This is a genomic window from Brachybacterium zhongshanense, from assembly GCF_055385755.1.
Genome location: NZ_AP043790.1, coordinates 2,575,652 through 2,601,451 on the forward strand (window position 1 = coordinate 2,575,652; position 25,800 = coordinate 2,601,451).

The following is a 25,800-nucleotide window of genomic DNA, read 5'->3' on the forward strand; positions in this document are numbered from 1 at the left end:
AGTCCGGGTGTGCTGGCGTCAGTTGCATCGGGTCCAGTCCGTCACGTTCGTGGGCGCGGTAGAGGCGGTGCGGGCCAGACGTCCCTGGTTCTGTCCGGAGCCCACTCGCGCCCGAGGAGCGATCTGGAGGTTCTCGGGAGGATTCCTCGAAAAACGCGCTTGACGACCCGGCTGCGGGGTCAGATCGTCTCCGCGGTGATCACCTCCGGACGTGTGGAGTCGGAGGTCGCCGAGCCCATGGCATCACGTGGTGGCTGGTCCAGGCCGAGCTCAGCGCCGATGCTGTGGTCCTGCCTGCTGCCGATGACGTGCTCGTGACACGGTTGGGCATCGATGAGCACCGCTGTCGGTCGGTGAATCGGTCCAGGTTTGATGCCGCTGCTGTTTGAGTCCGGAAGGATGGACAGCATGCCGAAGAAGATTGATCCCCAGCTGCGCGCGAGGTGCGTGCGGCTCGTCAGGGAGCACCTCCAGGAGTACCCCACCCTGACCGCTGCCGTCACCGCAGTGGCTCGCCAGGAAGGCGTCTCGCGCGAGTCCGTGCGGCGCTGGCTCGCGCAGGCCGAGGTCGACGACGGGACCCGCCCCGGTGTCACGAGCGAGGAGTCTGCCGAGGTCAAGCGACTGAAGGCTGAGAACAAGCGGCTGCGGGAGGACAATGAGATCCTTCGTCGGGCTTCGATTTTCTTCGCGGGGGAGCTCGACCCCCGAAGCCGATGATCTGCGCGTTCATCGACGAGATGAGAGCCGAGGGCTATGCAGTCGAGTCGATCCTCCGCGTTCTGCGTCAGCAGGGCCTGAAGATCGCTGCACGCACCTACCGGTCCTGGAAGAGTCCGGCCAGCATCGCTGCCCGCACCGTCACCGACGCCCTGGTCGAGGACAAGATCCGCGACCTCGCCTGGACCATCAACCCCGCCACCGGGCAGGTCCAGATGACGCCCGAGGGACTCTACGGACGCAGGAAGTGGGTCGCGCTGCTCCGCCGCCAGGAAGGCCTGGCCGGCACGTCCCGCGGGGCGGTGGACCGGGCGATGCGGACCCTCGGCCTCGAGGGCGTCAGGCGGGTGAAGAAGATCCGCACCACGATCCCTGGCCCGGACGGGAAGCGGGCCGGTGACCTGCTGAATCGTGATTTCACCGCCCCTGCTCCGAACCGGGTCTGGGTCACCGACTTCACCTACGTCCGCACCTGGGCGGGGTTCGTCTACGTCGCGTTCGTCGTGGACGTGTTCGCCCAGCGGGTCGTCGGCTGGCACGCCTCCACCTCGAAGCAGGTCGACCTGGTCATGACCCCGCTGCGCATCGCTCTGTGGCAACGCGAGAGGGAAGGAAACCCAGTTTCACCAGGGGACTTGATCCATCACAGCGACGCTGGGTCTCAGTACACCGCCATCCGCCTGACAGAGCATCTCGCTCTCGAGGGCATCGCTGCGTCGATCGGGACCGTAGGCGACGCCTATGACAACGCCCTGATGGAGACGGTCAATGGCCTGTTCAAGACCGAGTGCATCCGCACCACCGTCTTCCACGCCGGCCCCTACCGGACCCTCGCGGACGTCGAGTTCGCGACCGCCGGCTGGGTCGACTGGTACAACAACCGGCGCCTCCACGGCTCCCTCGGGATGCTCACCCCGATAGAGTTCGAGACGCTGCACAACGAGGCCCTCGCCAGAGAGCCCGCACCCACAAAGTAGCGGCAGAGAACCCGGGCCGATTCACCCTGGCCACGAGCATGCCGGTCTCCTTCGCCGACCCCCACTCCCCGTGGCAGAGGCCGTCGAACGAGAACACGAACAGGCTCTATCGGGAGTACCTGCCCAAAGGCACCGAGATCCCGGACCACCAGCCCTACCTCACCGCGATCGCCGTAGAGATCAACAACCAACCCCGCCGCCGGCTCGGCTTCCTGACCCCGACAGAATCCTTCGCTCGCCTCCTCGCTGGCGAGTCCATGTTGCTTCCACGCCTTGACACCACCCGCCGCTCTTCATGGTTTGTGATGAACGCTCGATACCGCAGGATTATTTAGCACGAACCACGAAGAGCCGATAAAGATGCCCGGACGGCCCCGCCAGCCCCTTCTCCTCAAGCAACTCGGGGACGGGTGCTCACGTGAAGCCAATAACTACGGGTGGCGCCTACTCATCGCGATCTCCCCGTATCTTTCGGGCCCATTTGACACAAAAACCAAGAAAGCAAGAGAAAGCGCCCCAGCCATCAGAGTCGTCACAACGGAGGCCATGGTCAATGCCGATTGAACAGCTCCCGCTATGAGGCTCAATGCCGTCACCGTCCCCGCAGTCAAGCCGAGGTACATGATGATCGCCCATACGGCCCCCATGACGCTCACTTTGCGTCGGAGTCCCGAAGAGAGGTCGAGGTCCTCCACGGCCCCTTCGATCCTTGCATGCCTTATGAATCGCCGATGCAGTTCCTCGCGGAGCAGGTGTCTGCCCAGCAAGGGTCCCAGTGCAAACCATCCCACAATCCAAGCCACAGATGGCCCCACTATAAGCGAAACTGGGATAAGGATACCAGCGTTCCGCAACCCCAGATCGATTGCATTATTCGCAACGAGTATCCCTGTGAGAATAGAAAACATGCTGACGGCTGTAGCAGTTCCCGCCAGCGGCAGCTTCGCTATTCCGATGCGGTTCCATGACCCAGATATCACGGTCGCCAAATAGTCTGCAACCACTTCGCGTTGGAGCCTGTGGATGTGGTCTGCGAGGTCATCGGGTGCGATCGACAAAACCTTCTCAAGCTGACCCATGCGTTCCATCTGACGCTTAACCAGCCGGTCCTCCCTCATGAAGCGCACGATTGCGAACCAGGTTGTGGACATGGTCGCGATCAATGCCAGCGCCTGCGCCCATCGGTACAAAGCATCGGCGTTCACGATCAGCTCACGTCCTCGGGTGAGAGAAGACCGCTCGCTTCGCCGCTCCACGCCACAGCCAGCTGATCCCGCGCCCGCGTCGCCCCCACATACAGCAGCGACCGCTCTTGCAATTCCGCGGCCTGGCGGGTCTGCTCGTCATACGCGCTCCGAGCGGGGTCTACGGACGAGGAGTCGTCCACGCCGAACAGCACCACGTGGGTGAACTCCATTCCCTTGGCGCGGTGGAACGTCATCACGAGCGGTGCCCCGCGGCGGTAGCTGGTGTTGCGGTCCACGGAGACGACGCGCACCCCGCGGTCGTCGAGCGCACGCACGAGGGTGTCGCGGGTCTTGTTGAACCGGGTGAGCACGCCGATCGTCGAGAGATCCCCACCAGCCTCGGCGATCTCCTGGCTCCAGCGGCGGACCAGAGCTGCGACTTTCTCGATCTCGTCGGCCAGGTCCGTGGCGGGCAGGAACGTCACCTCGGGACCGGTGCGCACGGAGCGGAACGTGCCGCGCTCGGGGCCATGGGTGACCTCGCTTCCGGGCAGGTCGTCGTCCTCCATGGCGGCGATGTCGAAGTCGCCGCCGCGCAGGATCGAGACGGCGAAGTCGAGGTTCTGCGCGGTGGTGCGGTAGTTGAGCTTCAGCCGCCTGGAGCGACCGCGGATCCCGATCCCGTACCGTCCGAGCTTCACGGGATTGGAGTAGATGCGCTGGTGAGAGTCCTCGGCGATGAACATGTCATCCTCGCCCTCGGCGACGAGAGCCCGCAGCATCTGCCACTGGGTGGGGCGCAGGTCCTGACCCTCGTCGACGAGGACATGATCGGCGATCCGTTCCCCCGCCGACGTGGCTCGGGCGTCGAGGATCGCAGCAGCGACCGCTGAGGTCTCGTCCCAGTCCAGGGCCGAGTCGCGCTTGCCCGCTTCGCGGTAGGCGTCGATGACAGCCCACACCTCGCGTCGCTGGGCTCGGCCGAGCCGGGTGCCGCGACCGGTGCGGGTGACCCGCAGGTACTGCGCCTCCTCGAGGAGACGGTGGGGCAGCACCACCTCGCGGTACTCGTCGACGAGGAACGCGGGAGTGACATGCGGCTGGGTGCGGTCTCGGATCGCGCCGTCTGCAGCAGCGACATCGAGGGCGTCGCCCCACTCCCGGGCGTTGCGTGAGAACTTCGCTCGGCTTGTGGTCCAGCCGAGCACCCCAGCCATCGGCGCGAGGTCCTGGGCGGAGGTGACGATGCCGTGGGCGATGCGGTCCACGCCGGTGACGTGTATGCCGGGCGCCCCGAGCACGCCGGGGCGCGGGATGCTCGGGGCGAGCGCACGGACCTGCTGGGCGAGAGAGTCGGCGAGGGTGCGCGTGTACGTGGTGAGCACGATCCGCGCGTCCTCGCCATTCTCTGCGGCCTTGCGGGCGAGGCGCACGGCGCGGTGGACGAGCACGACCGTCTTGCCGGTGCCGGCGCCGCCGGTGACCCGGTAGGGACCTCGCGTGTTCACCTCCACGTACGTCCTCTGCTCGGGGTGGAGGAAGATCCGCCACTCACCGAAGCTGCCCGAGGAGAGCACCTCGGCGAGCGCCGTGTCATCTTCGATCAGGCGGTAGTTGGCCTGAGACTTCTCGGCGCTGAGCGACTCGAGGATGTCCTCGGTGCCCGAGGGGGTGCCCACTGCGCTGCCGCCGCTGACGCCGGTGAAGTATGAGGCGCGCACGTCCTCGAGGCTGGTTCCGGTGGCGAGGTCGAGGAGAGCGGTGCCCTGCCAGCCCGGGGTCGACTCGGCGAGCTCATACAGAGCGGCATCGTCGGCGGCCACGACGCGATGAGCGAGATCCCGGTCGAAGCCCAGATCGTCGATGAGCTGCTGCGCGGTCACCGTGAGCACCGGAGCCGACGGGCCCGGCTCCGGATCCCGCTCCCCCGCCTGCTCAGCCGCCTCCCGCTCCACCGCCTGGTCAGCAGCCCCGCCGGACGCCTCCTCCGCAGCGCGCCGCTCTGCCTCGTGCCGCTGGTACTCGGCGAGCTGCAGGGCGGCGAGCTCGGCGGCTCGGGCCTCGACCTCGGCTTCGCTGAGGCCTCCGCCGGAGGCGGCGTGGAGGGCTTCGGCGTCGGTGCGGATCTCGGTGGTGCCCGAGACGGGGTTCATGCGCAGGTAGAGGTTGCGGGCGCGCCGGTAGGCCGTGTCGTGGTCGTAGACGCCCTCGATGAGCCAGAGGTCCTGGCCGGTGGAGTTCAGGCGGAACGCGAGGATGCGGTACTGCTTGTTGACGCGGATGGAGCGGAGGCGATCGTCGGCGACCTGCTGGAGCGGCTCGACGTGCAGACCGGGCGACTCAGGGTTCGAGCGGAGCATGGCGAGGGTGCTGGTGACCTGGCCGGCGAGGTCCTTGGGCACCGTGGACAGGGTGGGGAGGAAGGTGTCCGAGATCGAGATGATGCCGTCGCTCACGCCTGTCCTCCTCCTGCCGTCCCCATGCTGGCCGAGCCTTCTCCGGTCGAGCGCCCGCCGTGCGAACCGACGCTTGTCGAGCCCTGTCCGGCCGAAGCCCCGCCGGTCACGCTCAGTGCGTCGAGCACATTCTGAGGAGAGGGGCCGACGATCCGCCACCCTGCGTCTTCGAACTTGGACACATCGCGCCGATTCAGCGGTTCGGCGACGTAGCCGACCTTGAGGTCGGGCCAGGCGACGTCGATCGGGATGCCGGACTCGAACTCCTCGCCGAGCACCGGCGGCTTGACCTGCAGCTGGGAGGCGCGCAGGACGATGTACCGCTCGTCGTCGGTGAAGGCGTCGTCGTAGGAGGCCCTCCAGTCGGGGGACAGCTCGGACGGCTCCGGGATCCTCAGGTCCGACGCGCGGCTCGTGTCGGTGGGCACGTGTCCGAGGGCGGGCTCCTGCCCGGCGGTGGGTGCAAGGGCGCTCTCCAGGCGAGCTTCGGGGGCAGTCTCCGGGCGAGCTTCGGGGGCAGTACTCAGGCGGGCTTCGGCGGCCGACGGCTCCGCCGCCGACGGGGCACCGGCCGCCGGGCCGCGCAGCGCACGCGCGTCGTCGGCGCCGACGTCGATGCCCTTCTCGATGAGGCTCATCGTGGTCAGCCGGAGGGTCGAGCCATCGGGGTCGCCCTGGGCGAGGTTCGCCAGATGCTGCCAGGCGCGCCAGGAGGAGGCGAAGGTGTCGCAGCGCAGGGCATCCTCGCGGTCGTCGAGCACGAGGGTGAGGCGCCGCCTTCCGGTGGCGATCTCGCCGACGGCGGCGAGCTGGTCCTCGCGCTGCACGACGGCGAGCGTCATCTGCGTCGTCGGGTCGGGAGGCGTACGGCCTTCGAGGAGCCCGGCGGCGACGGCCTCGGCGGCGTCGGCCGAGGCGATGTCGGTCATCGTTCCGCCGTGGGGGTTGAGCAGCAGCTGCGGCAGTTCCACGGCGAGCCGGGCGAGGCGGGAGGTGCTTCCGCTGCGGACGACGTCGACGAGCAGCTGCATCGGCGTGGCCCGCAGCAGCGGGACGAGCTCCTGGTCGGCGCGGGAGTTCCTGGCCCACGCGTCGATCATCGAGGGCACCAGCAGCGGCGCGAACTCCTGCTCGCCCGGGGAGCCTTCCGCGGCGGCGCGCTCGCGGGCGGCGTCGGCGTCGAGATCGGCGTGGGTCACGGCGAGGGGCAGGTAGCCGGCGCGGCGCAGCCGCATGCGCTTGACGGCGTCGTCGGCCGCGTTGTTGGCGGAGGCGGTGGCGTGGAAGCTGCGCCCGTCGGTGAAGATCGCGATGCCGGCGATGTCGGAGCCGGGCCAGGTGAGGACGAAGTCGGGCCGCGACCCGGCGATGTCGACCTGGGAGGTGAGGGTGAAGGGACGTCCCTGGTGGCGGACGCTCACGGTCGTCCCGCGGACGGCGACGTCGGCGCCCTCGATGCTCTGCATGGCGGCGGCGAAGGCGCGGCGGAACCGGGCCTCGAGCGGGGATCCGTCGGCGACGGCCGTGCCGAGGCGCGCCTGCTTCTCCTCGACCGCCCAGGTCGCCTCGCCGAGCTGCGGACGGTCCTCGCGCAGCAGCTCCTGCAGCGCGTCGATCGCGGTGGCGCGGCGCATCGACTCGTACTCGTCGGTCCGCACGTAGGGAAGCAGGCAGCGGTGGCAGGCGGCCAGTCCCTCTTCGGCGCACGGGCATCCTTCGAGGGCGCGGAGCGCATGGACGAGGATGTCCCAGACGTTGTCGGCCTCGGCGAGCTCCATGAGGTAGCCGGTGCCGCCGACGATCGAGTCCGACAGCAGCAGCGCCTTGTGCGAGGCGCTGTGGGGGTGGGCGATGACGTCGACGTCGACGTTGCCGATGCTGCCGCCGAAGCGGGTCTCGATGCCGAGCTGCAGGGCCGCCTTGAGGTTCGTCAGCAGCGCCCCGGTGCCGTCCTCGAGGATCGCCGACGGCAGGGTGATCACCACGGTCTCGGTCCGCAGGGTGCGGGAGAGCAGGGCGGCGCGGTTGTCGGCCTCGCGCTCGTAGCGCAGCGGGCACCAGGCCTGATGGTCGCGGGGACTGTTGCCGGCGGTGTCGGAGTCGTGGTGGCCGCACTGGGCGCAGATGAGGAAACCGGGCGCGGTGCGGTCCTCTCCGCCGATGCGGATCCTCTCGGCGACCTGGTGGGGCTTGCCGAGGTTCAGACGGGTCAGGATGGTCCCGCGATGCAGGGCCATGCCGAAGCCCCGGTCGGCGACGGACCAGCGGCGCACCGGATGCGCCTCATGGAAGGACACCGACAGCGCCTGCTCGAACCGCACCTTCTGGCGGTCCTCGCGGGAGTCGCCGATGCGGGTGCGGCTGCGGCTCATGGTGGAGTACACGCGGGTGAGGTCGATGACGTCGCGATGCTGACCGGAGTCGGCGATCCCGGTGCCGCGGCAGCTGGGGCAGCTGGTCGGCGGGTGCCCCCGCTCGAACTGGTGGGCGAGGCCGCAGTCGGGGCAGAACGCGGTGGGGTGGAGGTTCCCGCCGTCGACGCCGATGTCCACGGCGTCGACGACGAGCTCGCGGCCGTGCGCATAGAAGTGGGCGTCGGGCGCGAGCTCGGTGAGGGCGGCGGCGCCGGAGCGCTTGTAGCTGACGGGGTCGTGCCGCCAGGTGCCGTCCTCGTCCTGCCAGATGATGGTGGCCTCGAGGGCGACGGCGTCATCGACGAGGGTGAAGTTCGGCAGCAGCCCGAAGCGTTCGAGCACACCGATCCAGTGGGCGCTGTCGAGCGCGGAGACCTCGCCGCCGATCTGTCCGGCGCGACTGCGCAGCCGTCGGCGCTCCTTCTCCCGCTCCTCCTCGGTGAGCGCCTGCGGGTCCCCGATGTCCTCCTGCTCGGCGGAGATCAGCAGGTCCTCGGCGCGGAGGGTCTCGATGGTCTCGACGCGCTCATCGGTGGCGGGCATCGCCTCGAGCCGATCGAGGTTCACCTGGATGCGCAGACGGCGGCGCCGCAGCTCCTCGCGGCTGGCGTTCCACTGCTGGACGGCGCTGCGGATCGCGTCGATGAGGCCGCTGCTGGCGTCCGCCGCTGGCTCGCCGACGGCGCCGTCGGCCGCAGGACCGCCCGCAGCTCCGCCAGCCGCAGGTTCGCCGACGGCGCCGCCGTCCGCGTCGGGGAGGGCCCAGGCGCGGAGCTCGTCGGCGGCCTCGGCGGTCAGCCCGTCCCAGGAGTGGGTGCCGATGCTGAAGCGGGCGAGGAAGCGGTCGACGTGCGCGGCGCCGTTGCGGGTGATCTCCTCGATGACGTGACCGAGGAAGGTGCCCGGTGCGGCGGAGGCCAGCACCGGCGTGATGCGCGTGGGCGGGGTGACGCGATCATCGCCGGCGAGGGTGTCGAGGATCGAGGCGAACAGCTGCCGGCGCAGGATCTCCTGCGCGGAGAGGTAGGCGCCGGGGGCGCGGACGGTCCCGTTCAGCAGGTCCAGCGGATCGTAGTAGAGGCCGGCGGTGCGTCCGCGCCCGGCGACGAAGGTGATGTCCAGGGCGTTGCCGCTGCGTCGGCCGGCGCGTCCGACGCGCTGGAGGTAGCTGGCGACGCTGCGGGGCACGGAGGCGAGCAGGACGGTGGAGAGGTCGCCGATGTCGATGCCCATCTCGAGGGTGGGCGTCGCGACCAGGACGTTCGGGGATCCTGGCGTCTCGGCGCTGGTCTTGAAGGAGCGCTCGTAGTCCAGGCGGTCCTCGGCGGTGAGCAGGGAGGTGTGCTCGCGGGCGACGACGCGGCGCATGTCCCCCTGGTAGAGCTGGCGGTAGTAGGTCGAGGTGATGGTGTGCGGCCGGAGCCTCCCGGGGCAGCGGTGGCGCAGGCAGGGACCGTCGGCCAGCTGGGCGAGCGCGGTGGTGGTGCCGGTGACCGTCTCCCGGCACTCCTCGCAGACCAGCGACGGGGTGCCGGCGTCCGCTCCCCCGGCGCCCCTCGCTCCCCCAGCTCCTTCCGCGCCCTCCGCGGTCGGCGCGGGCAGGGCGGCCTCGACGCGATCGGAGGCGAGGGTGAAGCTGCGCAGCGGGGCGGTGCCGGTGGCGTCGAGGGCCTCGAGGATGCCGAGATCGACGAGGGCGTCGAACAGCGGTCGCAGGAGCGTCGAGGCGGAGCCCCGCTCGCGCTGCAGGGCGCGGGCGGTCCAGTCGGTGTACCAGCCGGAGCGGGCGGTCGCGTCATCGAACTCGCTGCGCGCGCCCTGGCGTCCGATGCTGGGCAGCTGGGGCAGCGCCCGGCCGGTCGGGAAGGCGGGCATGATGTCGGGCTCGGGCCGACCGCCCCAGAGGCGGTAGACGGGCCCGCCGTCCTTGCGGAACCGCTCGAGCCAGCGGTGGCTGATCGCCCCATGGGTGCGCATCCGCTCGAGGATCCCCCGCACCCAGCGCCGTCGGGCCTGGAGCGTGTCGGCGCTGATCCCGGGCTCGCTATCCGTGTCAGCACCGGTCCCGGGCTCGCCCTCCCTGTCGACGCCCATCATGGGCTCGCTGGTGCCGAGGGCCCGCTGGGCGGCCTCGTCGAGCTCCTCGTCGCTCGCGCGGACCTGTGCGACGGCGGACCCGGTCAGCAGCAGGGTGCGGCCCACCTGGCCGGTGAGACCCAGCTCAAGGCCGACGTCGAAGCGGAGCCGGTCGGCGACGCGGGCGGTGGCCCGCTCGCGCGCATCCTTGCGGATGCCGCGCCGACGCTCCGGGTCCTGATGCCAGTAGGGGCGCAGCCGGTCGGAGTCGGTGATGGTGGGGTGCAGCAGACGGTAGCGCTGCTCGTCGGTGCGGGCGGCGTCCAGCATCCGCTGGACGATGCTGCTGATCGGTGCGGGCTCGGACGTGAGCGCCCCGTGGATCAGGGAGCGCAGGGTGAGGCTGTGGGAGCGGGCCTCGACGAAGCCGGCGCGGTGGGCGGCATCCTGCACGGAGTCGGTGAAGACGAGCGCCTTCTTCTCCTGCAGATCCAATCCCGGGGTGCCGAACAGGCTGGTCAGCGACACGGACAGGAGGGTGGCGAGGCTCGTGCCGAGGAAGCGGATGCCGTCGTCCTCCCCGCAGGCCGGGCAGGTCTGGGCGGTCGACTTCTCGTCGGCGTCGAGGCTCGTGAAGGCGAGGACGCGGATCACGGCGGCGTCGAGGTCGCCGTCGGTCGGCCCGTGCTTGTCGAGGGTCTCGGTGTCGAGGTTCAGGTAGCGGCGGCGGGAGGTCTCGACGGTGGTGTTGTCGGCGGGCTCGTCGGCCGCGGTGGGGTCGAGGATGAGGGCGCGGAAGCGGCCGTTGCGGTCGGCGGCCGCCCTGCGGATTGTGTCGGGGCGCAGGTCGAGGTCGTCGCCGACGGCGCGGGTGGTGGCGCCCCAGCCGGACCTGCCGCAATGGCGGCAGTAGATGGCGGGCAGGGCGCGCTCGCTGTCCTCGGGGGCGGCGTCGGACCAGCGGAAGGCGGGGGCGGTCTGGACGAGCCGGTCCACGCGGGTGATCTCCCGCAGCCACAGGTGCGCTTCGAGGGACGGGAAGGTGTTGCGGGGTGCGAGGGGGCGTGCGCGCTCGTGGGAGAGGGCGGCGAGCAGCAGGGTGGTGAAGTCCCGAGCGATCTGGTCGTCGGTGATGCGGGGGAACAGGGTCGCGGCGAGCTCGGCGAGGCTGGTGGCGCGCGCGGTGGTGCGCAGGAGCTCGGCGACCACGGGATGGGCGAGCAGGAGGTCGCGGGATGTGAGCCCGTGACGCTCTGCGGCGCGGTGCACGGGCTCGTCCTCGTCGGTGCTCTGCCAGAGCGCGCCGAGGACGTCGGCGGTCAGCGCGTCGGGGTCGACGGCGGCTCCGGGCCTCAGGTGCCCGGCGGCGGCGGTCTCGAGGGTGCCGGGGTGGATCCGGTCGACGGGGATCGGGTTCAGGTCGCCGGTCCGGCTGTTGGTCCCGTCGTCGGCGGAACCGAGGGCGCGGCGGGAGGGGCCGACGAAGCCGTCGAGGTCGACGCGGGTCTCGGTGATGACGGCGTCGGTGCCGATGTCGGTGCCGAAGACGGTGCGGGCGAAGTCGAGCATCGCCTCGGAGGCCTGCTCGCCGTCGCCGAGGGTGGCGCTGGTGGCGACGGGGGCGAGGTGGACGCGGCCGGGGGCGATGCCCTCGAGGACGAGGCGGAGGCGGCGCAGCAGCATGCCGACGTCGGTGCCCTGGGCGCCGTCGTAGGTGTGGAACTCGTCGAGCACGAGGTAGCGCAGCGACCGGGCGGAGGCCTCCCACAGGGTCCGGTCGGCGCGGCGCAGGAGCAGCTGGTCGAGCATCTTGTAGTTCGTCAGCAGAACGTCGGGGACGGCGCCGCGGATGATCTCGCGGTCGGTGATGAGGCTGTCGGCGGTGACGACGGTGGAGGGGGTGTGGGAGGCCTCGCCGGTGTAGAGGGCGGCGCTGATGCCGCGATAGGAGGGGTTCTCGGTGATGATCTCGGCGAGGCGTCCGGCCTGGTCGTTGGCCAGCGCGTTCATCGGGTAGAGGATGAGTGCCTTCATGCCGCTGATGCCGGCGTCTCGGGCGCGTGCGACGTGGTCGAGCACCGGGTAGAGGAACGATTCGGTCTTACCGGATCCGGTGCCGGTGGTGACGATGCTGGGCTGCGGCAGACGGAAGCCGCGGTCGTCCTCCTCGCTGTGCCCGTCGGGCACGGTGGACAGGCGTGCGAAGGCCCTGGCCTGGTGGGCGTAGGGCTCGAAGCCGTCGGGCAGGCTCGGCACGAGAGTGCGGGCGGGCGTCTTGCCGGCGCTCTCGGCGAAGGGCAGTCGGGTGCGCAGGTAGGGGCCGAGGAAGATGCCGGAGCGCTCATCGGTGAGGAACGCGTCGAGGGCGTTGGCGACGGACGGGTCGGCGAGAGAGATCGCGGTGGTGACGTAGTCGGTGATCGCCTGGCGCAGCTCGGCGGCCTGCCGGGTGGGCAGCAGCTCGGTCATGATCCCTCCTCCATGCGCCGCTGGAACTCGGCGTAGGCACGGCGCATGTCGGCCTCACGGTCGAGGATCCGGAACGGCTGTTCGTAGACGATGGTCCGTCCGTCTCCGGTGGCGCTGGGGTGCACGGCGGTGCGATCCTCGCGCGACAGGCCGGTCTCGGGCCGTCCGGCCTTGTTCCAGGCGGTGCGGACGGAGCTGGGGATCTGCCGTCCGTTGGCGTCGTAGATGTATGCCTTCTTGCCTTCACCGCGGTCGTAGTCGTTGAGCACTCCGAACTGGGTGCGATAGATCGTCACGAGGTCGTCGATGGAGATGCCAGTGACGATCGCCATGATCGCATCGATCTCGACGAGCGCCTGCCGACGGTCCTCGGCGCTCCGCAGCGGCGAGGCCATCGACCAGGTGGGGCCGACGTCGCCGAGGGCCGGACGGTTCGACCGCTCGAGTCCCCCGGTCCAGGCATCCGCCGTGAACGCCGAGTCGTAGGCATCGCGCCAGAGGTCGGCGTACGCATCGGTGAGGCAGTTCAGGCGGAGGGTGCGGAGGATCGCGGCCGAGGCAAGGGGGTGGTCGGGCGGGATCTGAGAGAGGCGCCCGACAGCGGACATGAAGATGTCGCCAGACACGGTCGATCTGATGATGAAGTCAGAGAGGAGCGACGACATCGACGCAGCCGCGGCCACAAGCTCACTCGCAGGGCGATCCGGCAAGCCCATCGAGTGCACGGGATGGACGTGAGCAGTACCGGGCGGATAGATGGCGGAGATCAAGGTTCTCTCACCAGTCGTGGCAGCCATCCTTCGCCACATAACCCGGTAGTGGGCACGCACGCTCTCTTCCCTCGCAGGATCACCGATCCTTCCACTGCCGACCTTCCAGAAACCGTACGCGGCGTCGTAGCCGAGGGTATCCGTGGCGACTTTACCGTTATCCCGCCGCCAGGTTCCGTAGATCGGTTTGTACTCGGTAGCCGGTAACGCTTTCGCCGTCAGCACTTCAAGATCGAGAGCTGAGTAGTCGAGGTTGCTGGACATCGACTCGTTGCGTTCGGCAGCAAAAGGGTTCCCCACATGGAAGTAGGGGCCCTGAAGGATCACGTCTTTCCATGACTTCGGCACTCCCCAGCGCGTTTCGAAACGCCCCTTCGTGCGGTCGATGCTCTCATCCCACCCTCGGCTGAAGCCGGGATGCATCGAGCCGACCCGCCCCGCCTTGGACAGAATCTCGAGCACGGTGGCCGCGGCATGATTGACGCTGGACAGCATGCGGCTCGACTCCACGGCTATGTCAGGCGCACCTGACTCCATCAGCTCATGCCACAGAGCGAGCTGAGGTCGACGGTTCCTCTGGATGCGGGCTCGATGCGGCGTGATGTCCCAGTTCCCGTCAGCATCCTTGAATCCAGGCTCGGGACCCGATCCGTCATGCCGGATGGATCCTTCGACGACGGCAGGATGGAAGATGGCAACCGCACTCAGAAAGTCCACAGCGTGCTTGTCACCATAGACATTGACCGAATACACAGTGTGATGATCGATCTCGGAGAACAGCTGAAGCTCATTGACTAAGCGCCAATGCCTCCGCAGTCGGCCATAGGTCGCGAGCCTCAGCGCGTATCCCCGAGCATCGGTCAGGTGCGTCGGTGGGTGGATCAGGGTGATGATCCCCGACTCGGCCGAATGCGCCCAGGTCCGGGCCATGAAGTTCCGATACAGGTCCGGCTGGGTACCAGCCATCTCGGGATACATCGCGCCTGAGCCGACGAACGCAGCGAGGGACTCGACGTCGCGCGAGCCGAGCAGCACGGTCTCCTTCGCACCGTCACGAGCGAGCGTCAGCTCTCGACGCTCCTTCTTCGCGGCATTGGACGGCTTGTTCGTGAGCACCCACCACGGGTCGTACTCGGCCATGAGTGCAGCGACGTCCGGGCGCGGCCGCACCCACGGCGGGTTCCCCACCTGCAGGTCGAAGCCGCCGCGGTCGAAGGCGGCGGCGAAATCGAGCTCCCAGTGGAAGAAGCGCTGGTCCTCCGCGATCCGCATGCACCGGCGCAGCCAGTGCGTCTCCTTGATCAGCTGGTCGAGGTTCGCGGCGCCGCCGACGCCGAACATCATCTCCGCCATGTCGAGCTCGTTCCAGGTCTCCGCGCTGTCCACAGCACGCTGACCGAGACCCGGATGATGCTTCCCGCCCCGGCCGTGCGGGACCACGTCCAAGGACCGTCCGAGGATCCTCTCCACCGTGTCGAGCCACTCCGGGAAGGTGGGCGGGGCGGTCTCGTCGTCCGGCAGGATCGGCCAGAACCACAGCGCGCACCAGGCATCCATCACCACGCGCAGACGCCGGTAGGCGGAGTTCGCGTCCGCGAGGCTCTCCTCGATCTGCTGCCTGGTGACCTCGCCACCCGCGCTCGTCAACGCACCCCATACAGGGATCGCACGGCGCGAAGCCTCCTCCGCCGCACGGATGCGGCGCAGGGCCAAGCCCCACAGCTCCTCGACGCGCTGGGTCAGAACCTGGAGACGCTTCAGCTGCGGCGGGGTCAGCTTGCTGCCCCAATGCTTCGCATGGTCGCGCAGATCCTTCGCCGCCTCCGGGGCGAGCTTCTTGATCTCCGTGTCCTTCGCGGCGGCGAGCCATCCCTCCCCCGGCAGCAGGAAGTGGAAGATCTTCCCCTCCGTGCTCGGGCGCACCCCGTCGGGACCCACCTGGTCGTGGACCGTCGTCACCGAAAGCGGCTCCGGGGCCGTCTCGAAGACGGCCTTCATCCGGGTCTTCCGCAGCGTGTCCGCGCTGTACACGGCATGGCGGGCACCGATCAGCGAGTTGCCCGAGCGCAGGCGCAGACCGAACCATGGCGCCTTCAGCCCCGGTGCCATCGTGTCCAGCCACAGCGACACCTCGGCGAGCTCCACCGCCGTCGGATTCAGATCCACGCCGTACACGTTGTGCAGCGCGATGTACGCCTTGACCCGCTGCAGCTCCTCCGCGAACCGCTCCGGGTCGATCCTCTCGCCCAGCTCCTCCTGCCGGCGCGAGAGGTACTCGGAGGCGAGCTGTCGGACCGCCTCGATCGCGAACGCGCCGGAACCGAGCGCCGGCTCGCAGATCGACATCTGCAGGATCTCCGCAGCGGTGGTGCGTCGTCGGCGGATCGGCTCATGGTCGAAGTCCTCGTCGTCGAAGACCTCCGCTCCCTCGGGGAGGTCGGACTCGTCGGTGATGACGGGATCCAGCAGCTCGGCGAGACCCTGCGAGACCGTGAAGGAGGTGATCACCTCCGGGGAGTAGTAGCTCGCGGACTGCTGGCGGGCACGACCCGACAGGCGGAACACGAACTCGCCGTGGCGGTAGGTGCGCGGCACCTTCCGGCCGGTCTCGTCCTCGACCATCACCAGATGCTCCGTCATCGAGTCGTCGATGACGTCCTCCGGGACAACCCAGGAGCCGTTCTTCGGATTGCCGCCCCGGGCGACCTCCACGAGGTCCTGCTCCGCGAAGGAGCCCGTGTAGCTCATGAGGGACTCGTAGACAGCGCCGAGCTGGTTGATGCCGAGCGCGACATAGCTGATGAAGCCCCGATCGCGGCCCTTCTTCACGCGCGAGAGCAGCAGGTTCTCCAGCACCGCCTGGAGCGCACGGTTGCCGAGCTCCACCTCGTCGATGAGGGCGGTGCGCTCGGGCTTGAACAGATCGGCCTCGAGCTTCTCGAAGACGAGCGACCCGCTGCCATGCTCAGCCGCAGTCCCGCCGTCAGCAGCAGCTCCGCCGTCAGCAGCAGTCTCGCTGTCAGCAGCGGCTCCGCCGTCGGCCGTCTCCCCGCCGTCGGACTGCCCCTGGTGTGCGTCGGTGCCGTGGCCCTCATCGATCAGGGTGAACAGGAGCCCGAGGGACTGGAAGAGGTAGGTGCCGTCGGCCGCATCCAGCGGGACCTCGCGCTGGACGAGATCGCGCAGACGATCCACCGAGTACCCGGCCTGGTACTCCGGCGCGCCCACGGGCAGCACGCCCAGCTGCGGGCTCGCCTCGGCATACAGCAGGAACAGGATCCGGTACAGATAGCGCAGCGACTGCAGCGCCAGCACCTGCGCCTGATCCTGCGGCAGAGGCTCCAGGCCCTGCATCCGGCGACGCCGGACGACCTCGTTGGCGATGATCTCGATGCTCTCGCGCACACCGTCGCGCAGATCCTCCGAGACGCCCACCGCGTTGTCGATCGACTCCTGGACCGTCTCGGTCCACCAGATCTGCGAGGACGCGTCCGGGGCGAGGGAGTCCGCGCTGAGGCAGGCGAGCATGCGCTCGACCTCGCCTCCGCGCCGCAGATCATTGCGCTCCGCGATCGTCTGCACATCCGCGACCAGACAGCGCCCCTGCGGCCACAGCTTCGACGAGGTCAGCACCGCGAAGCGGCCCGCGAGCACGAGGATGAACTCCGGGGCATCCCGCTCCACGGCGAGCGCCGACAGCACCTGGGCGACACTCGTCAGACGCTCCTCGTCCGGGGTGTCCGCGTGCAGGACGACATCCTCGGGCAGGAAGCCGCCCTGCTTGGAGAGCACATCCTGCACATCGGGCGCGGCAAGGGCATCGAGAATCGCCAGCGGCGCCTCGTCGACACCGCGGGTCGCGATGCGGCGCAGCGGGCCGTTCACCGTCACGTCCCAGCGGTCCTCGTCGAAGCCGAGGATCCCGCGCAGCGCGTCGGCCATCTGCACGGAGCGCTCTGCGAGCAGCTCGCGGCGCTCGACGCTGCGCTGCGCACCGCGGGCGGTCGCAGGGTTCTGGGCCGACGACGACTCGTCGAACGCTGCGGCGTCGGCCTGCAGATCCAGCAGACGGCTCACCAGCGCGGTGCGCTCGCTCGTGAAGCGCTCCCGCGGGCTGCGCCACGACGGGTCCTCGCTGCCGGTGCTGCGCCACTGGTCCATGAGGGACCGGGTGCGGGCGGTGAAGGTCTTCGCCGTGTCGTCGGACGTGAAGTAGTGCTCGCTGATCCAGTCCTCGACCACATACAGGGCATCGCTGACAGCCATGGCCGCTCTCCTCAGGCTTCCGGACGGGGGACGACGACGAGCAGGGGACGCACGAAGCTGCGATCCGGGAGCATCTCCCCCACCAGCTTCCTCTCCACCGCGAGCGCGGAACGACTCATGGACAGCAGAGCCGACTGGCGGGACTCCCGGGCGTCGGCCTCCCAGCGGGCCTGCTCCTCCTGCCAGCGGTCCACACGCTCCCGCGCCGCGGCCCGGATCCCCGGGGCGATCCGCTCATCCATCACCTCGCGGGCGACGGGGACGGCGTCCCGCAGCAGCTGCTGATGCTGCTCGGGCTCCTCGACAGCGGTGCCGATCGCCTCCGGTCCCAGCCCGATCTCCTGGAACAGGGCCGACGGGGCGGTGTGGCTCACGGGGCGCAGGGTGCCGTCGTCGTCGGCTGCGATCCCGAACACCGTCGAGGAGACGATCTGACCGCGGGCGGTGGTCAGCGTGCCCTGGAAGAGCACCCAGGGACGGTCGACCCTCCCATGGATCGCGAAGACCTCGCCGCTGGGGACCCCCGCGAGCACCCGGTCGCTCATCCAGTCCAGCACCGGATGCAGAGGGCCGAGGAAGTGGACGTCAGGCCAGTTCGTGCCCGAGTCGTCGTCGAGCGCCGCCCGCAGACGCCGGGAGGCGACATCGCGGCGCGAGGTCAGACGCAGGGTCTCCTTCACCCGACGGTCCTTCAGATACGTCTGCGGCAGATGATCCAGCCGACGCCCCAGATCCTCGCCCGGCGTGAACTGGATCAGCCCGCTCGAGGAGTCCAGCACCAGATCGACGCCCCCGCTGGCCACCGGGCGGCCCGGCTCCGTGTGCAGCTCCGTCAGACCCGCGAGGAAGAAGTCCGCATCGGAGGAGAACAGGCCCGTCGAGAAGGAGACCTCCGTCGCGGCACGATGCCCGTCCCGGCGCGGCGGCTGCGCCGCGCTCTGGAGGATCCCCATCAGGAAGGGGCTCAGGGGATGGACCTCCTCGACCTGCGGGAGGACCTCGTCGACGTCCTTCGCACTGCGAAGCACATCGATCAGAGCACGCTCCTCCGAGACCGCGTCGTACTTCTGCATCAGCGAAGCGGCATCGCCGAGCTGCTCATGCGCCTCCCGCTCACGCTCCAGCAGACGCCGCAGCACATAGATGTCCCCGTCGAAGCCCTCGACCTCGGAGAGATCGAGCAGGAGCGCCGTGATCTGCGGAGGCGTGCGCTGCCCGTAGCGGTCGATGCGGCCGTTGCGCTGCTCGATGCGGATCAGCGACCACGGCACATCGAAATGGATCAGCTCATGGCACTGGGCATGCAGGTTCACACCCTCAGAGGCGATGTCCCCGGTCACCAGCACCCGGATCGGCGAAGAGCTCTGCTTGAACGACTCCACCACCTGCTGCTGCTCCACGTCCGTGAGGCCGCCGTGGAGGACGCCCACCTGATCGTCGGCCAGACCGAGATCCTCGATCAGGTGCTCGCGCAGCCACGACAGGGTCGCCACGCGCTCGGCGAAGACCACCACCCGCTCCGGCGACCTCCGCCCCACGCCCTTCTCGCGCAGCAGCTCCACCAGACGCCGATACTTGCCCGACCGAGGGCTCTCATCATCAGGGATGCAGGCCTCGTTCAGGACGGTCAGCCGCTCGAGGGCGGCCGCTTCGGCGGCGAACCCGCTCGACGGCGGGATGTCCGCGAGGGACAGGGGCGGCGCAGTGGGGGTCGGGGTGGCGGCGTCGGCGCTGGCAGGGGCTTTGGTAGCGGCGGGGGCCATGGTGTCGTCGGCGGCGGCCGCCCGTGCGAGCAGCTCGCGGGTGCGATGGCGCAGAGTCTCCCGCAGCGCCACCGGTGAGGACAGGAACGACTTCGCGAGCGTCCACGGGAACAGCTGGGATCCCCGCCCGCTCATCGGGCCATGCCCCTCCGCCGGATGCGTCCACGTCGCCGCGATCTCCCGCGCGACCGCCAGCTCCTGGGCCGACGGCTCCACCGGCAGCATCTCCGGCGGCCGACGCTCCGCCCAGTTCTCCCCCACCACATCCTTCACCGAGTCCGAATAGCGGTGCCGACGGATCATCAGCCGCTGCGTCGCCCCCTCGGCGATCCCCCGCTGCGGCGTCACCGCCGTCGGCTCGAGCAGGCTGATCAGCTGCGCGAACGAATCGTCGCTCCCGTTATGAGGAGTCGCCGACGCCAGGATCAGCGCATCCGTGTTCGGCGCCAGCACATGCGCCAGCTGGTTGTTCTGCGTCGACTGGTTCGTGACATTGTGGGACTCGTCGATCACCACCGCATCCCACCGGTGATGACGCAGATCGTGGATGAATCGATCCTGCTTCAGAGTGTCCATCGAGATGATCACCTTCTCGAAGAACGTGAACGGATTCCTCGACGCCGGCAGCTGCTGCTTCACCTGCTGCACGCCCTCGGAATCCAGACGCACGAACGGGATCGCGAATCGCGTCCACAGCTCATGCTGCATCTGCTCGAGCACATGCCGAGGGCACACGATGAGGATCCGTCGACCCCGACCCCGCCGGATCAGCTCCGACAGGATCATCCCAATCTCCAGCGTCTTGCCCAGACCCACCGCATCGGCGATCAGCACCCGCGGACGCACCCGATCCGGATCCAGCGCCAGCTCCACCGCCTCCCGCTGATACGGCAGATCATCGGCCAGCATCCGATCCGCGACCGTCAGCCCCGCATGGTCCACGGGGACCGGCGTCTTCCGCAGCGTCGACTCGATCCACAGACGGCTGCGGCGATAGCGCGGGGAGGTGTCGGCGACGACGGTCGAGTCCTCCGGGGCGAGCACGCTGATCCGGTCGATGCTCGAGAAGAACGACGCCGTCGTGTCCTTCACGAAGTCGCTCACCCCGCGGACGGAGTAGAGGGGACCGTCCGGGGTGTCCTCCACCGATGTGACCAGCCAGGTCTCGTCCCGGACCCTGACCAGCGAGCCCGGGGAGATCACACCCTGCGTCTCCGCCGTCGCCGACCTCCCGACCGCCTCGTCGACCTGCTGCGCGCTCACTGCACTCCTCGTCCGTGGACCACCCGACACGTGGACCTCCCGTGCACGGGTCCGCGGGCACATCCGCCCGTCTCCTGCTGACTTTAAGGCACTGACGACGAGTGTGCAGGTCGGGGGTGACATTCGAACGAGGGTGGTGGGGAGGGATCGAGTTGAAGGGCGGAGGATGGCGGTGGGAAATGCTGGGAATGCGGCGAGGAAAGACAGGGGCAACCACTTCGATGACGCCGCCCGCTCCGAGAAAGTCCCTGCTCGGGCGCCGCTCATCAGGCATCATGCGCACAGGCCGTCGATCGAAGACCCGAACCAGCGCGATACACCCCAGGAGGGACCATGAGCGTCCGAGAAGCCATCGCCCGCATCGACCTGACGGAAGCGAAGCAGCTCGCCGAGAAATACTTCGCCGAGTCCAAGGAGTTCCCCGGCACCTTCCGATTCACAGGTGCCCACTTCGAGACGCTCGGCGCCGAGCAGAACGACCCGCATCGGATCACGGCCGCCGACCTGATCGCGGTGCAGAACCTCTCCGTCAAGATCCCCGCACGTGCCGCGATAGGCATCCTCGACGTGCACGCCGAGGAGATCTCGGCACTGCTCCAGCAGATCCCCGATGCCACCGCTCTGAGCGCACTCACCATCGAGGACTTCAACCGCTATCTCGGCGAGGACTCACCGGGGTTGCGGCTATGGAACCTCCTGCGCCAGAACGGCCGAGACCATCCATGGGGCATCGGACCGACGATCGCCAGCAAGATCATGGCGAGGAAGCGGCCGCTGCTGGTCCCCATCACCGACTCCGTGGTCGATCGAGTCATCGGAGAGACCCGCTCCGCCCTCCGAGGATCCTGGCATCGCTGGTGGTCGTCGCTGACGGAGGACGGCACCCTCGACGACTATGCGCGTGAAGTGAGCGAGCACCTCGACCGTCCCGAGCTCTCCACTCTGCGGACGCTGGACATCGTGCTCTGGATGTGGGGCAAGCAGCTCACGCTGTGAGAGCTGTCGGCTCGGCATCCTCAACGAGGACATCGTCGCGCTCGATACGTGACGATGTCAGCTCTCCGATGGAGGTCAGCTCTCCGATGATGGAACAGATGTCTCCCGGGTCGACCTCGAGATGGTGGTCTTCTCCCGCACACGCGGCGACACCAGTTGGATGGACTTGGCACAGCCACAGCCGCCTGAGCTCGAAGAGCTCACCACGGACGCTCTTCGAGCTCCTCCATGACGACGTCCGAGAGCTCGCTGATCGCAGCGCCTCCGAGCGCGTCCCCCGATGCTCCGGCTCCTCTCGGCGTCCCCTTCTCAGCGCCGTCTTCTGTGATCGATGCTCGGTGACGCCCGCTTGCTACGGTTGTGCGGCCAGGGATCCCGACCTGAGAGATCGACGATGACCACCTGGACCGAGTTCACCCAGCGTCTCGCCACCACCCTGCAGAACCTCCGCGCCATGGAGTACCTCATCATCTCGGCGGACGACGGCACGGCCGGCTACGTCCAGTTCTTCCGCGACGTCAACCAGCTCATCGCGGAGCCCGCTGCCGAGGTCTACGCACCCACGATGGACACCGGCCCCCTGTACCTCGACGACTGGGAGCTGCCGGTGCACGAGAAGGCGAACTGGCTGTTCGCCATCATCTTCCCCGATTCCGAGCACTCCGAGGAGTTCGAGGACCTCGCCCAGCGCTGCAGCAGAGCACTGCAGAACGCCTACGGCATCAGCTCCCCGGACGTCCTCGTCCACACCGCCTGGCGGGACTCCGGCAATCATCCACTGGAGCTGCCCGAGCTGGGCCTGCGCCGCGAGAGCCCAGCGTGAGCCGCTGCGAGCTCTCATCGAGGAGGTGACGATCAGGCTCGTGATGCGGGAGAACCGTCACGGTGCGGGAAGTCGCTGAGATGCGGGAGAACCGGGACGAGCTGGATAACCTTGCGGAATGACCCACGCCTCACCTCGCCGGCAGTACCGCTGGGAGGTCACCAACGACGTCGCGCCCAGCGTGTACTTCGGTCTGGACCGCAAGCTCTGCGGGATCTACACCCTCGAGTTCGCAGGCGGAGAACGCTACGTCGGCCAGACCGTCGACCTCGCCAGTCGCCTCGCCTCGCATCGGCGCACCTGGCAGGACATCGTCGCGGTCGCGTTCTTCGAATGCGCTGCCGACGAGCTGAACCAGCTCGAGCGCACCCTCATCACGCAGACCGAACGCAGCTTCCCGGTTCGCAACAAGGCATTCACCAGGATGCCGAGCGGCGACGCCGAGATCGACCTCGTCGTGGATCGTCAGCAGCAGGCGGAATGGCTCGACGGCGTCCAGCCGGCCTATCCGCTCGACGAACGCACCCGTGCCGCCGACCGGCGCCGCCGCACCCGGAAGAAGTTCGAAAAGCTCATCGCGCATCCTGCCTACGACGTAGCGCTCGAGGACCTCACCGCGTACGTGCACGCTGTCATCCCCTGGCCGTCGGTCACCGGCGGACTGTACTGGGGAGTCTCCGCACTGCCCTCGACCTCCCGCACCAGGGACCGGCATCGGCTCTTCACCGTGAACGCCCACAACGTGGAGCTGCTGTACATGCTGCACTACCCCGCAGAGCACGCCTCCGACGTGATTCTCAACGTGGCCTCGGGGATCATGAATCGTCGGGATCGCCGCGGGCTCAACATCTATCAGCAGTCGCTCTATCGCAGTTACCGCGAATGCGAGCAGCTGGTCCTTCCCGCAGGGGTGATGGGTGAAGCGCTGGAACGGCCCAGTGTCCTCGAAGCCGCCCGGACGATGGCGCTCGGCCTCATGCGGCGCGGCCCATCGAACTTCGCGAAGTTCCACTCCGACGCCCTTCTGGACGAGGTGCTCCTCCACAGGAGCGATGACGCCACCGCCTGAGGCTGGTGGCGGAGGTCATCTCTGCGTGGGGTCGACCTGCTCGCGACCCAACGATGCGGAGAGCTCCCCATGGAGGTGCCATCCTGCGGTGCTCTACGCTCTCTGGCAGCACACGCCGATCGAAGAACGAGGGATGCTATGCCCGCCTTCCGGGGAGCGCAGACTGAACACCTGCGCGATCTCAGCTCGTCAGCTGCGAGAGCCGCTGGAAGGATCACCGAGCTTCTTGATGCTCTCGACGGGATGGCATCCGTGGAGGAGAACTGGCAGAGCTCGAACGCGGACTCGTTCCGCACCGCCTACACGCCGCATGCCGACCTCCCGGAGCATCGCTACGAGGTCGAGAACCAGGTCAGGCCCCGGGACCGATCCAACCGGGATGAAGGCAAGGCGACCCGGATCGGGCCGTTCACCGTGAGCGACAAGAACCTCACCGCCCTGCACCGGGTCGGCATCGCGAAGGAGGACGACTTCGCGGGCGAGTCCGCTCCCCAGCACACCGAAGACATCGTCCCGTGAACCGCCGACACTTCCTGAGCTTCGCCGCCACCGTCTCCGTCACTGGCCTGCTCACGTCGGCCTGCGGCCCCCGCGCCCGAGAAGGTAGCACGATGGACGCCGACCAGATCCTCGCCGAGGCAGGGTTCGCGAGCCCGGACGTCGAGACCCAGGTCTCCGACGGTCCGCCGTCGGACAACGAAGCATGGAACAAGATCGTCGCCTTCACCGGCACCGCACAGCAGATCGACACCTGGATCAGCGCGAACTTCTCCAGCGGCATCCAGTCCCGCGCCTACCGCGATGACCTGGAGATCGCGGCCGCCCAACTCGGCGAGGGAGTGCAGAAGGAGGGCGACCGCATCGCGAGCGGCACCCGCGGTGCCGTGGCATTCGTCGTCGTGGTCGGCCAGGAGGCGGCACCCTCAGTGCACGTCGCCGTGCGCCGCACCGCACGCTGACGCCCGCCCCTTCGATGCCCGCTCCCCCATCGACTGTCGGTGTCCCGTGCCACGCTGTGCGGCATCGCTGGAGGCAGGCCTCATCGCTCTCGGTGGAAGCAGCCGCATCTGGATGCCGTGCCGTACGTCCGGGAGGAGTATCCGGAGGAGAAGCTCTCCATGGTGCTCATCGGCACGGACCTCACCTTCGGCGGCTGACCGGCACGAGCACTGCTCGGACCCCGAGATTGGACAAGGAGCCCCATGACCACCACCTGGCACACCCGACTCGCCTGGGCAACCAGAACCGACCATCCCGCCTCAGCGAACTCCTCGTCCGGCGCAGTCGCCGAAGGCGCAGCCGCAGCCGCAGCCGCAGCCGCAGCCGCAGCCGCAGCCGCAGAGGAGACTCTCGCGGACGTCCTGGACGACCTCGCCGCCCATGCACCCGTCGGTTCGATCGCGCCCGACGGCAGCTCCGGCACGGTGATGATCGCGCTGGACGCTCCCTCTCTGGACGGCGCTCTGGAGAGTGCACTCGCCGTCGGCCGCGACGCCCTCGAGAAGCACTTCCCGGGAAGCGAGGTCGTCGGACTCGAGATCCTCACCTCCGAGACCCTGGAGCGGGAGCTCGAACAGTCCGACGTGCCTCACGCCGAGCGGGCGTGCTGATCAGGCCGTACCGCTCTCCGGGTCGTCGGCGGCCGCCGGGAGCTCCGTGATCAGAGGTGTCCAGCTGTCGCCGAGCTCGTGCATGCGCTTGAGCTCCGCAAGGCTGCCGAGCCATCCCGCTTCGTGCTGGGCGACGCTGTCTGGCTCGTCATCCGTGTAACCGGTCTGGACGAACGTGAGGACGGTCCGACCGTCGGCCCCGCCGAGCTCCCAGCGAGCGGTCGACCCCTCCGCGTCGGAGTACGCGAGGGTCCTGTCGGGTTCGATCTCGACGACCCTGGCCTCGACCCCGAGGGCGACGATCCCGCCCGGACGCGCGTCGACCTCGACCTCCCAGCCGAACCAGCGCTCGACCTTGCGGGGGTCGGTCAGCGAGGCGAACACCTCGCGCGGGGAGGCGTCGATCTCCATCCGCACCCGGATCTCCGACGCCCGCTCGGGCCGGAAGTCCGCCCGGGGAGTCAGCGGCCGACCCTCGACGTGCTCGGCGAGATTCGCCAGGGCAAGGCCCCAGAACGTGTGCATCGAGTGCAGGCCGTCCCGCCTCCCGCGGGGAGCCATCAGCTCCTCGAACGTGGGCAGACCGTCCTGCTGCAGACGCAGGATCGTCCCGCCATCGCCCGCCTGCAGGTCGATGGCGACGGTGGTGGATGCGCCGTCGAGCGTCTATGCGAACCGCAGCGACCGATCCGCATCAGCAGACAGGAGCACCTGATTCGCCCGGTCGCCCTGAGGGATGGAGCGACCCCAGAACCCGAACCGCAGCGCGGGCAGGGACACGCCGGCATGCTCGGCCAGCCACGTCCTCATCGCCGCCCCGTCGGTCAGGGCGTGGAAGACCTCGTGGGGCCCGGCGGAGAGGCGGGCCTGCAGGCGGAGCATGTCGCTCATGATCAGTGCGTCCTCGTGTCGGGGTTCGGCTAGGTTCGTCGAGGTTCGGC

General features: G+C 68.9%; 16 protein-coding genes and 1 pseudogene. 9 read left to right on the forward strand and 8 right to left on the reverse strand.

The features are described from left to right. Positions 1 to 179: 179 nt before the first annotated feature. Entirely contained in the window at positions 180 to 410 is a 231-nt protein-coding gene (locus ACZ5AJ_RS11580) for a hypothetical protein (protein WP_464134687.1), read from the reverse strand. Here ACZ5AJ_RS11580 and ACZ5AJ_RS11585 point away from each other — a divergent pair. Both ACZ5AJ_RS11585 and ACZ5AJ_RS11590 read left to right on the forward strand, forming a co-directional pair. Beyond that, positions 409 to 1,697 (forward strand): IS3 family transposase gene (locus ACZ5AJ_RS11585; RefSeq protein ID WP_464134681.1). Its coding sequence is split into 2 segments (ribosomal slippage): positions 409 to 682 and positions 682 to 1,697, totalling 1,290 coding nucleotides; the frame shifts between segments, so codons are not numbered across the junction. The two genes, ACZ5AJ_RS11580 and ACZ5AJ_RS11585, sit on opposite strands and share 2 nt — an antisense overlap. A gap of 17 nt (positions 1,698 to 1,714) precedes the next feature. Further along, positions 1,715 to 1,974 (forward strand): annotated as a pseudogene (locus ACZ5AJ_RS11590) (transposase); the annotation flags it as partial. Positions 1,975 to 2,128: 154 nt separating this feature from the next. Here ACZ5AJ_RS11590 and ACZ5AJ_RS11595 read toward each other — a convergent pair. From ACZ5AJ_RS11595 to ACZ5AJ_RS11615, 5 genes are read right to left on the reverse strand one after another with little or no spacing between them, the layout of a single operon-like run. Beyond that, on the reverse strand, positions 2,129 to 2,902 hold the full coding sequence (locus ACZ5AJ_RS11595; RefSeq protein WP_464134691.1) for a hypothetical protein: 774 nt from the start codon (positions 2,900 to 2,902) through the stop codon (positions 2,129 to 2,131). 2 nt (positions 2,903 to 2,904) lie between these two features. Beyond that, on the reverse strand, positions 2,905 to 5,340 hold the full coding sequence (locus ACZ5AJ_RS11600; RefSeq protein WP_464134694.1) for a UvrD-helicase domain-containing protein: 2,436 nt from the start codon (positions 5,338 to 5,340) through the stop codon (positions 2,905 to 2,907). Continuing rightward, the gene (locus ACZ5AJ_RS11605; protein ID WP_464134700.1) at positions 5,337 to 12,299 is read right to left on the reverse strand and encodes a DEAD/DEAH box helicase; all 6,963 of its coding nucleotides are present in this window, start codon (positions 12,297 to 12,299) and stop codon (positions 5,337 to 5,339) included. The genes ACZ5AJ_RS11600 and ACZ5AJ_RS11605 overlap by 4 nt, the downstream gene beginning before the upstream one ends. After that, complete coding sequence (locus ACZ5AJ_RS11610; protein ID WP_464134703.1) at positions 12,296 to 17,335, reverse strand: restriction endonuclease; 5,040 nt, start codon at positions 17,333 to 17,335, stop codon at positions 12,296 to 12,298. Before ACZ5AJ_RS11610 ends, ACZ5AJ_RS11605 begins: the two co-directional genes overlap by 4 nt. An 11-nt stretch (positions 17,336 to 17,346) precedes the next feature. Continuing rightward, on the reverse strand, positions 17,347 to 20,361 hold the full coding sequence (locus tag ACZ5AJ_RS11615) for a DEAD/DEAH box helicase (protein ID WP_464134707.1): 3,015 nt from the start codon (positions 20,359 to 20,361) through the stop codon (positions 17,347 to 17,349). Positions 20,362 to 20,694: 333 nt separating this feature from the next. On the opposite strand from ACZ5AJ_RS11615, the gene ACZ5AJ_RS11620 reads away from it, so the two are divergent. The 7 genes from ACZ5AJ_RS11620 to ACZ5AJ_RS11650 all read left to right on the forward strand — a co-directional run bounded on the left by ACZ5AJ_RS11620 (position 20,695) and on the right by ACZ5AJ_RS11650 (position 24,859). Then, a complete protein-coding gene (locus ACZ5AJ_RS11620; RefSeq protein WP_464134711.1) occupies positions 20,695 to 21,357 on the forward strand; it encodes a DUF6308 family protein in 663 nt (220 codons plus the stop codon). 394 nt (positions 21,358 to 21,751) lie between these two features. Next, positions 21,752 to 22,180 carry a TY-Chap domain-containing protein gene (locus ACZ5AJ_RS11625; protein ID WP_464134715.1) on the forward strand — a complete coding sequence of 143 codons (429 nt, stop codon included), beginning with the start codon at positions 21,752 to 21,754 and terminating at the stop codon, positions 22,178 to 22,180. Between the two features lie 118 nt (positions 22,181 to 22,298). Continuing rightward, positions 22,299 to 23,249 carry a GIY-YIG nuclease family protein gene (locus tag ACZ5AJ_RS11630; RefSeq protein ID WP_464134718.1) on the forward strand — a complete coding sequence of 317 codons (951 nt, stop codon included), beginning with the start codon at positions 22,299 to 22,301 and terminating at the stop codon, positions 23,247 to 23,249. Positions 23,250 to 23,492: 243 nt separating this feature from the next. Then, on the forward strand, positions 23,493 to 23,768 hold the full coding sequence (locus ACZ5AJ_RS11635) for a hypothetical protein (RefSeq protein ID WP_464134721.1): 276 nt from the start codon (positions 23,493 to 23,495) through the stop codon (positions 23,766 to 23,768). Between the two features lie 92 nt (positions 23,769 to 23,860). Next, positions 23,861 to 24,208: a hypothetical protein gene (locus ACZ5AJ_RS11640; RefSeq protein WP_464134724.1), complete on the forward strand. Its 348-nt coding sequence runs from the start codon at positions 23,861 to 23,863 to the stop codon at positions 24,206 to 24,208. 39 nt (positions 24,209 to 24,247) lie between these two features. Beyond that, a complete protein-coding gene (locus ACZ5AJ_RS11645) occupies positions 24,248 to 24,406 on the forward strand; it encodes a hypothetical protein (RefSeq protein ID WP_464134728.1) in 159 nt (52 codons plus the stop codon). Positions 24,407 to 24,451: 45 nt separating this feature from the next. After that, positions 24,452 to 24,859, forward strand: coding sequence for a hypothetical protein (locus ACZ5AJ_RS11650; RefSeq protein WP_464134731.1), 408 nt, complete (start codon positions 24,452 to 24,454; stop codon positions 24,857 to 24,859). Here ACZ5AJ_RS11650 and ACZ5AJ_RS11655 read toward each other — a convergent pair whose 3' ends face one another. Beyond that, entirely contained in the window at positions 24,860 to 25,420 is a 561-nt protein-coding gene (locus ACZ5AJ_RS11655) for an SRPBCC family protein (RefSeq protein WP_464134734.1), read from the reverse strand. Between the two features lie 105 nt (positions 25,421 to 25,525). Then, positions 25,526 to 25,750, reverse strand: a complete 225-nt coding sequence (locus ACZ5AJ_RS11660; protein WP_464134738.1) for a hypothetical protein — start codon at positions 25,748 to 25,750, stop codon at positions 25,526 to 25,528. Positions 25,751 to 25,800: the final 50 nt, after the last annotated feature.

Bases quoted from the DNA above. Each gene is read 5' to 3' on its own strand.
- ACZ5AJ_RS11630 (WP_464134718.1), top strand. From the start codon at position 22,299: ATGACCCACGCCTCACCTCGCCGGCAGTACCGCTGGGAGGTCACCAAC.
- ACZ5AJ_RS11650 (WP_464134731.1), top strand. From the start codon at position 24,452: ATGACCACCACCTGGCACACCCGACTCGCCTGGGCAACCAGAACCGAC.
- ACZ5AJ_RS11635 (WP_464134721.1), top strand. From the start codon at position 23,493: ATGGCATCCGTGGAGGAGAACTGGCAGAGCTCGAACGCGGACTCGTTC.
- ACZ5AJ_RS11605 (WP_464134700.1), bottom strand. From the start codon at position 12,299: ATGACCGAGCTGCTGCCCACCCGGCAGGCCGCCGAGCTGCGCCAGGCG.
- ACZ5AJ_RS11655 (WP_464134734.1), bottom strand. From the start codon at position 25,420: ATGGCTCCCCGCGGGAGGCGGGACGGCCTGCACTCGATGCACACGTTC.
- ACZ5AJ_RS11660 (WP_464134738.1), bottom strand. From the start codon at position 25,750: ATGAGCGACATGCTCCGCCTGCAGGCCCGCCTCTCCGCCGGGCCCCAC.
- ACZ5AJ_RS11640 (WP_464134724.1), top strand. From the start codon at position 23,861: ATGGACGCCGACCAGATCCTCGCCGAGGCAGGGTTCGCGAGCCCGGAC.
- ACZ5AJ_RS11620 (WP_464134711.1), top strand. From the start codon at position 20,695: ATGAGCGTCCGAGAAGCCATCGCCCGCATCGACCTGACGGAAGCGAAG.
- ACZ5AJ_RS11580 (WP_464134687.1), bottom strand. From the start codon at position 410: ATGCTGTCCATCCTTCCGGACTCAAACAGCAGCGGCATCAAACCTGGA.
- ACZ5AJ_RS11610 (WP_464134703.1), bottom strand. From the start codon at position 17,335: ATGGCTGTCAGCGATGCCCTGTATGTGGTCGAGGACTGGATCAGCGAG.
- ACZ5AJ_RS11625 (WP_464134715.1), top strand. From the start codon at position 21,752: ATGACCACCTGGACCGAGTTCACCCAGCGTCTCGCCACCACCCTGCAG.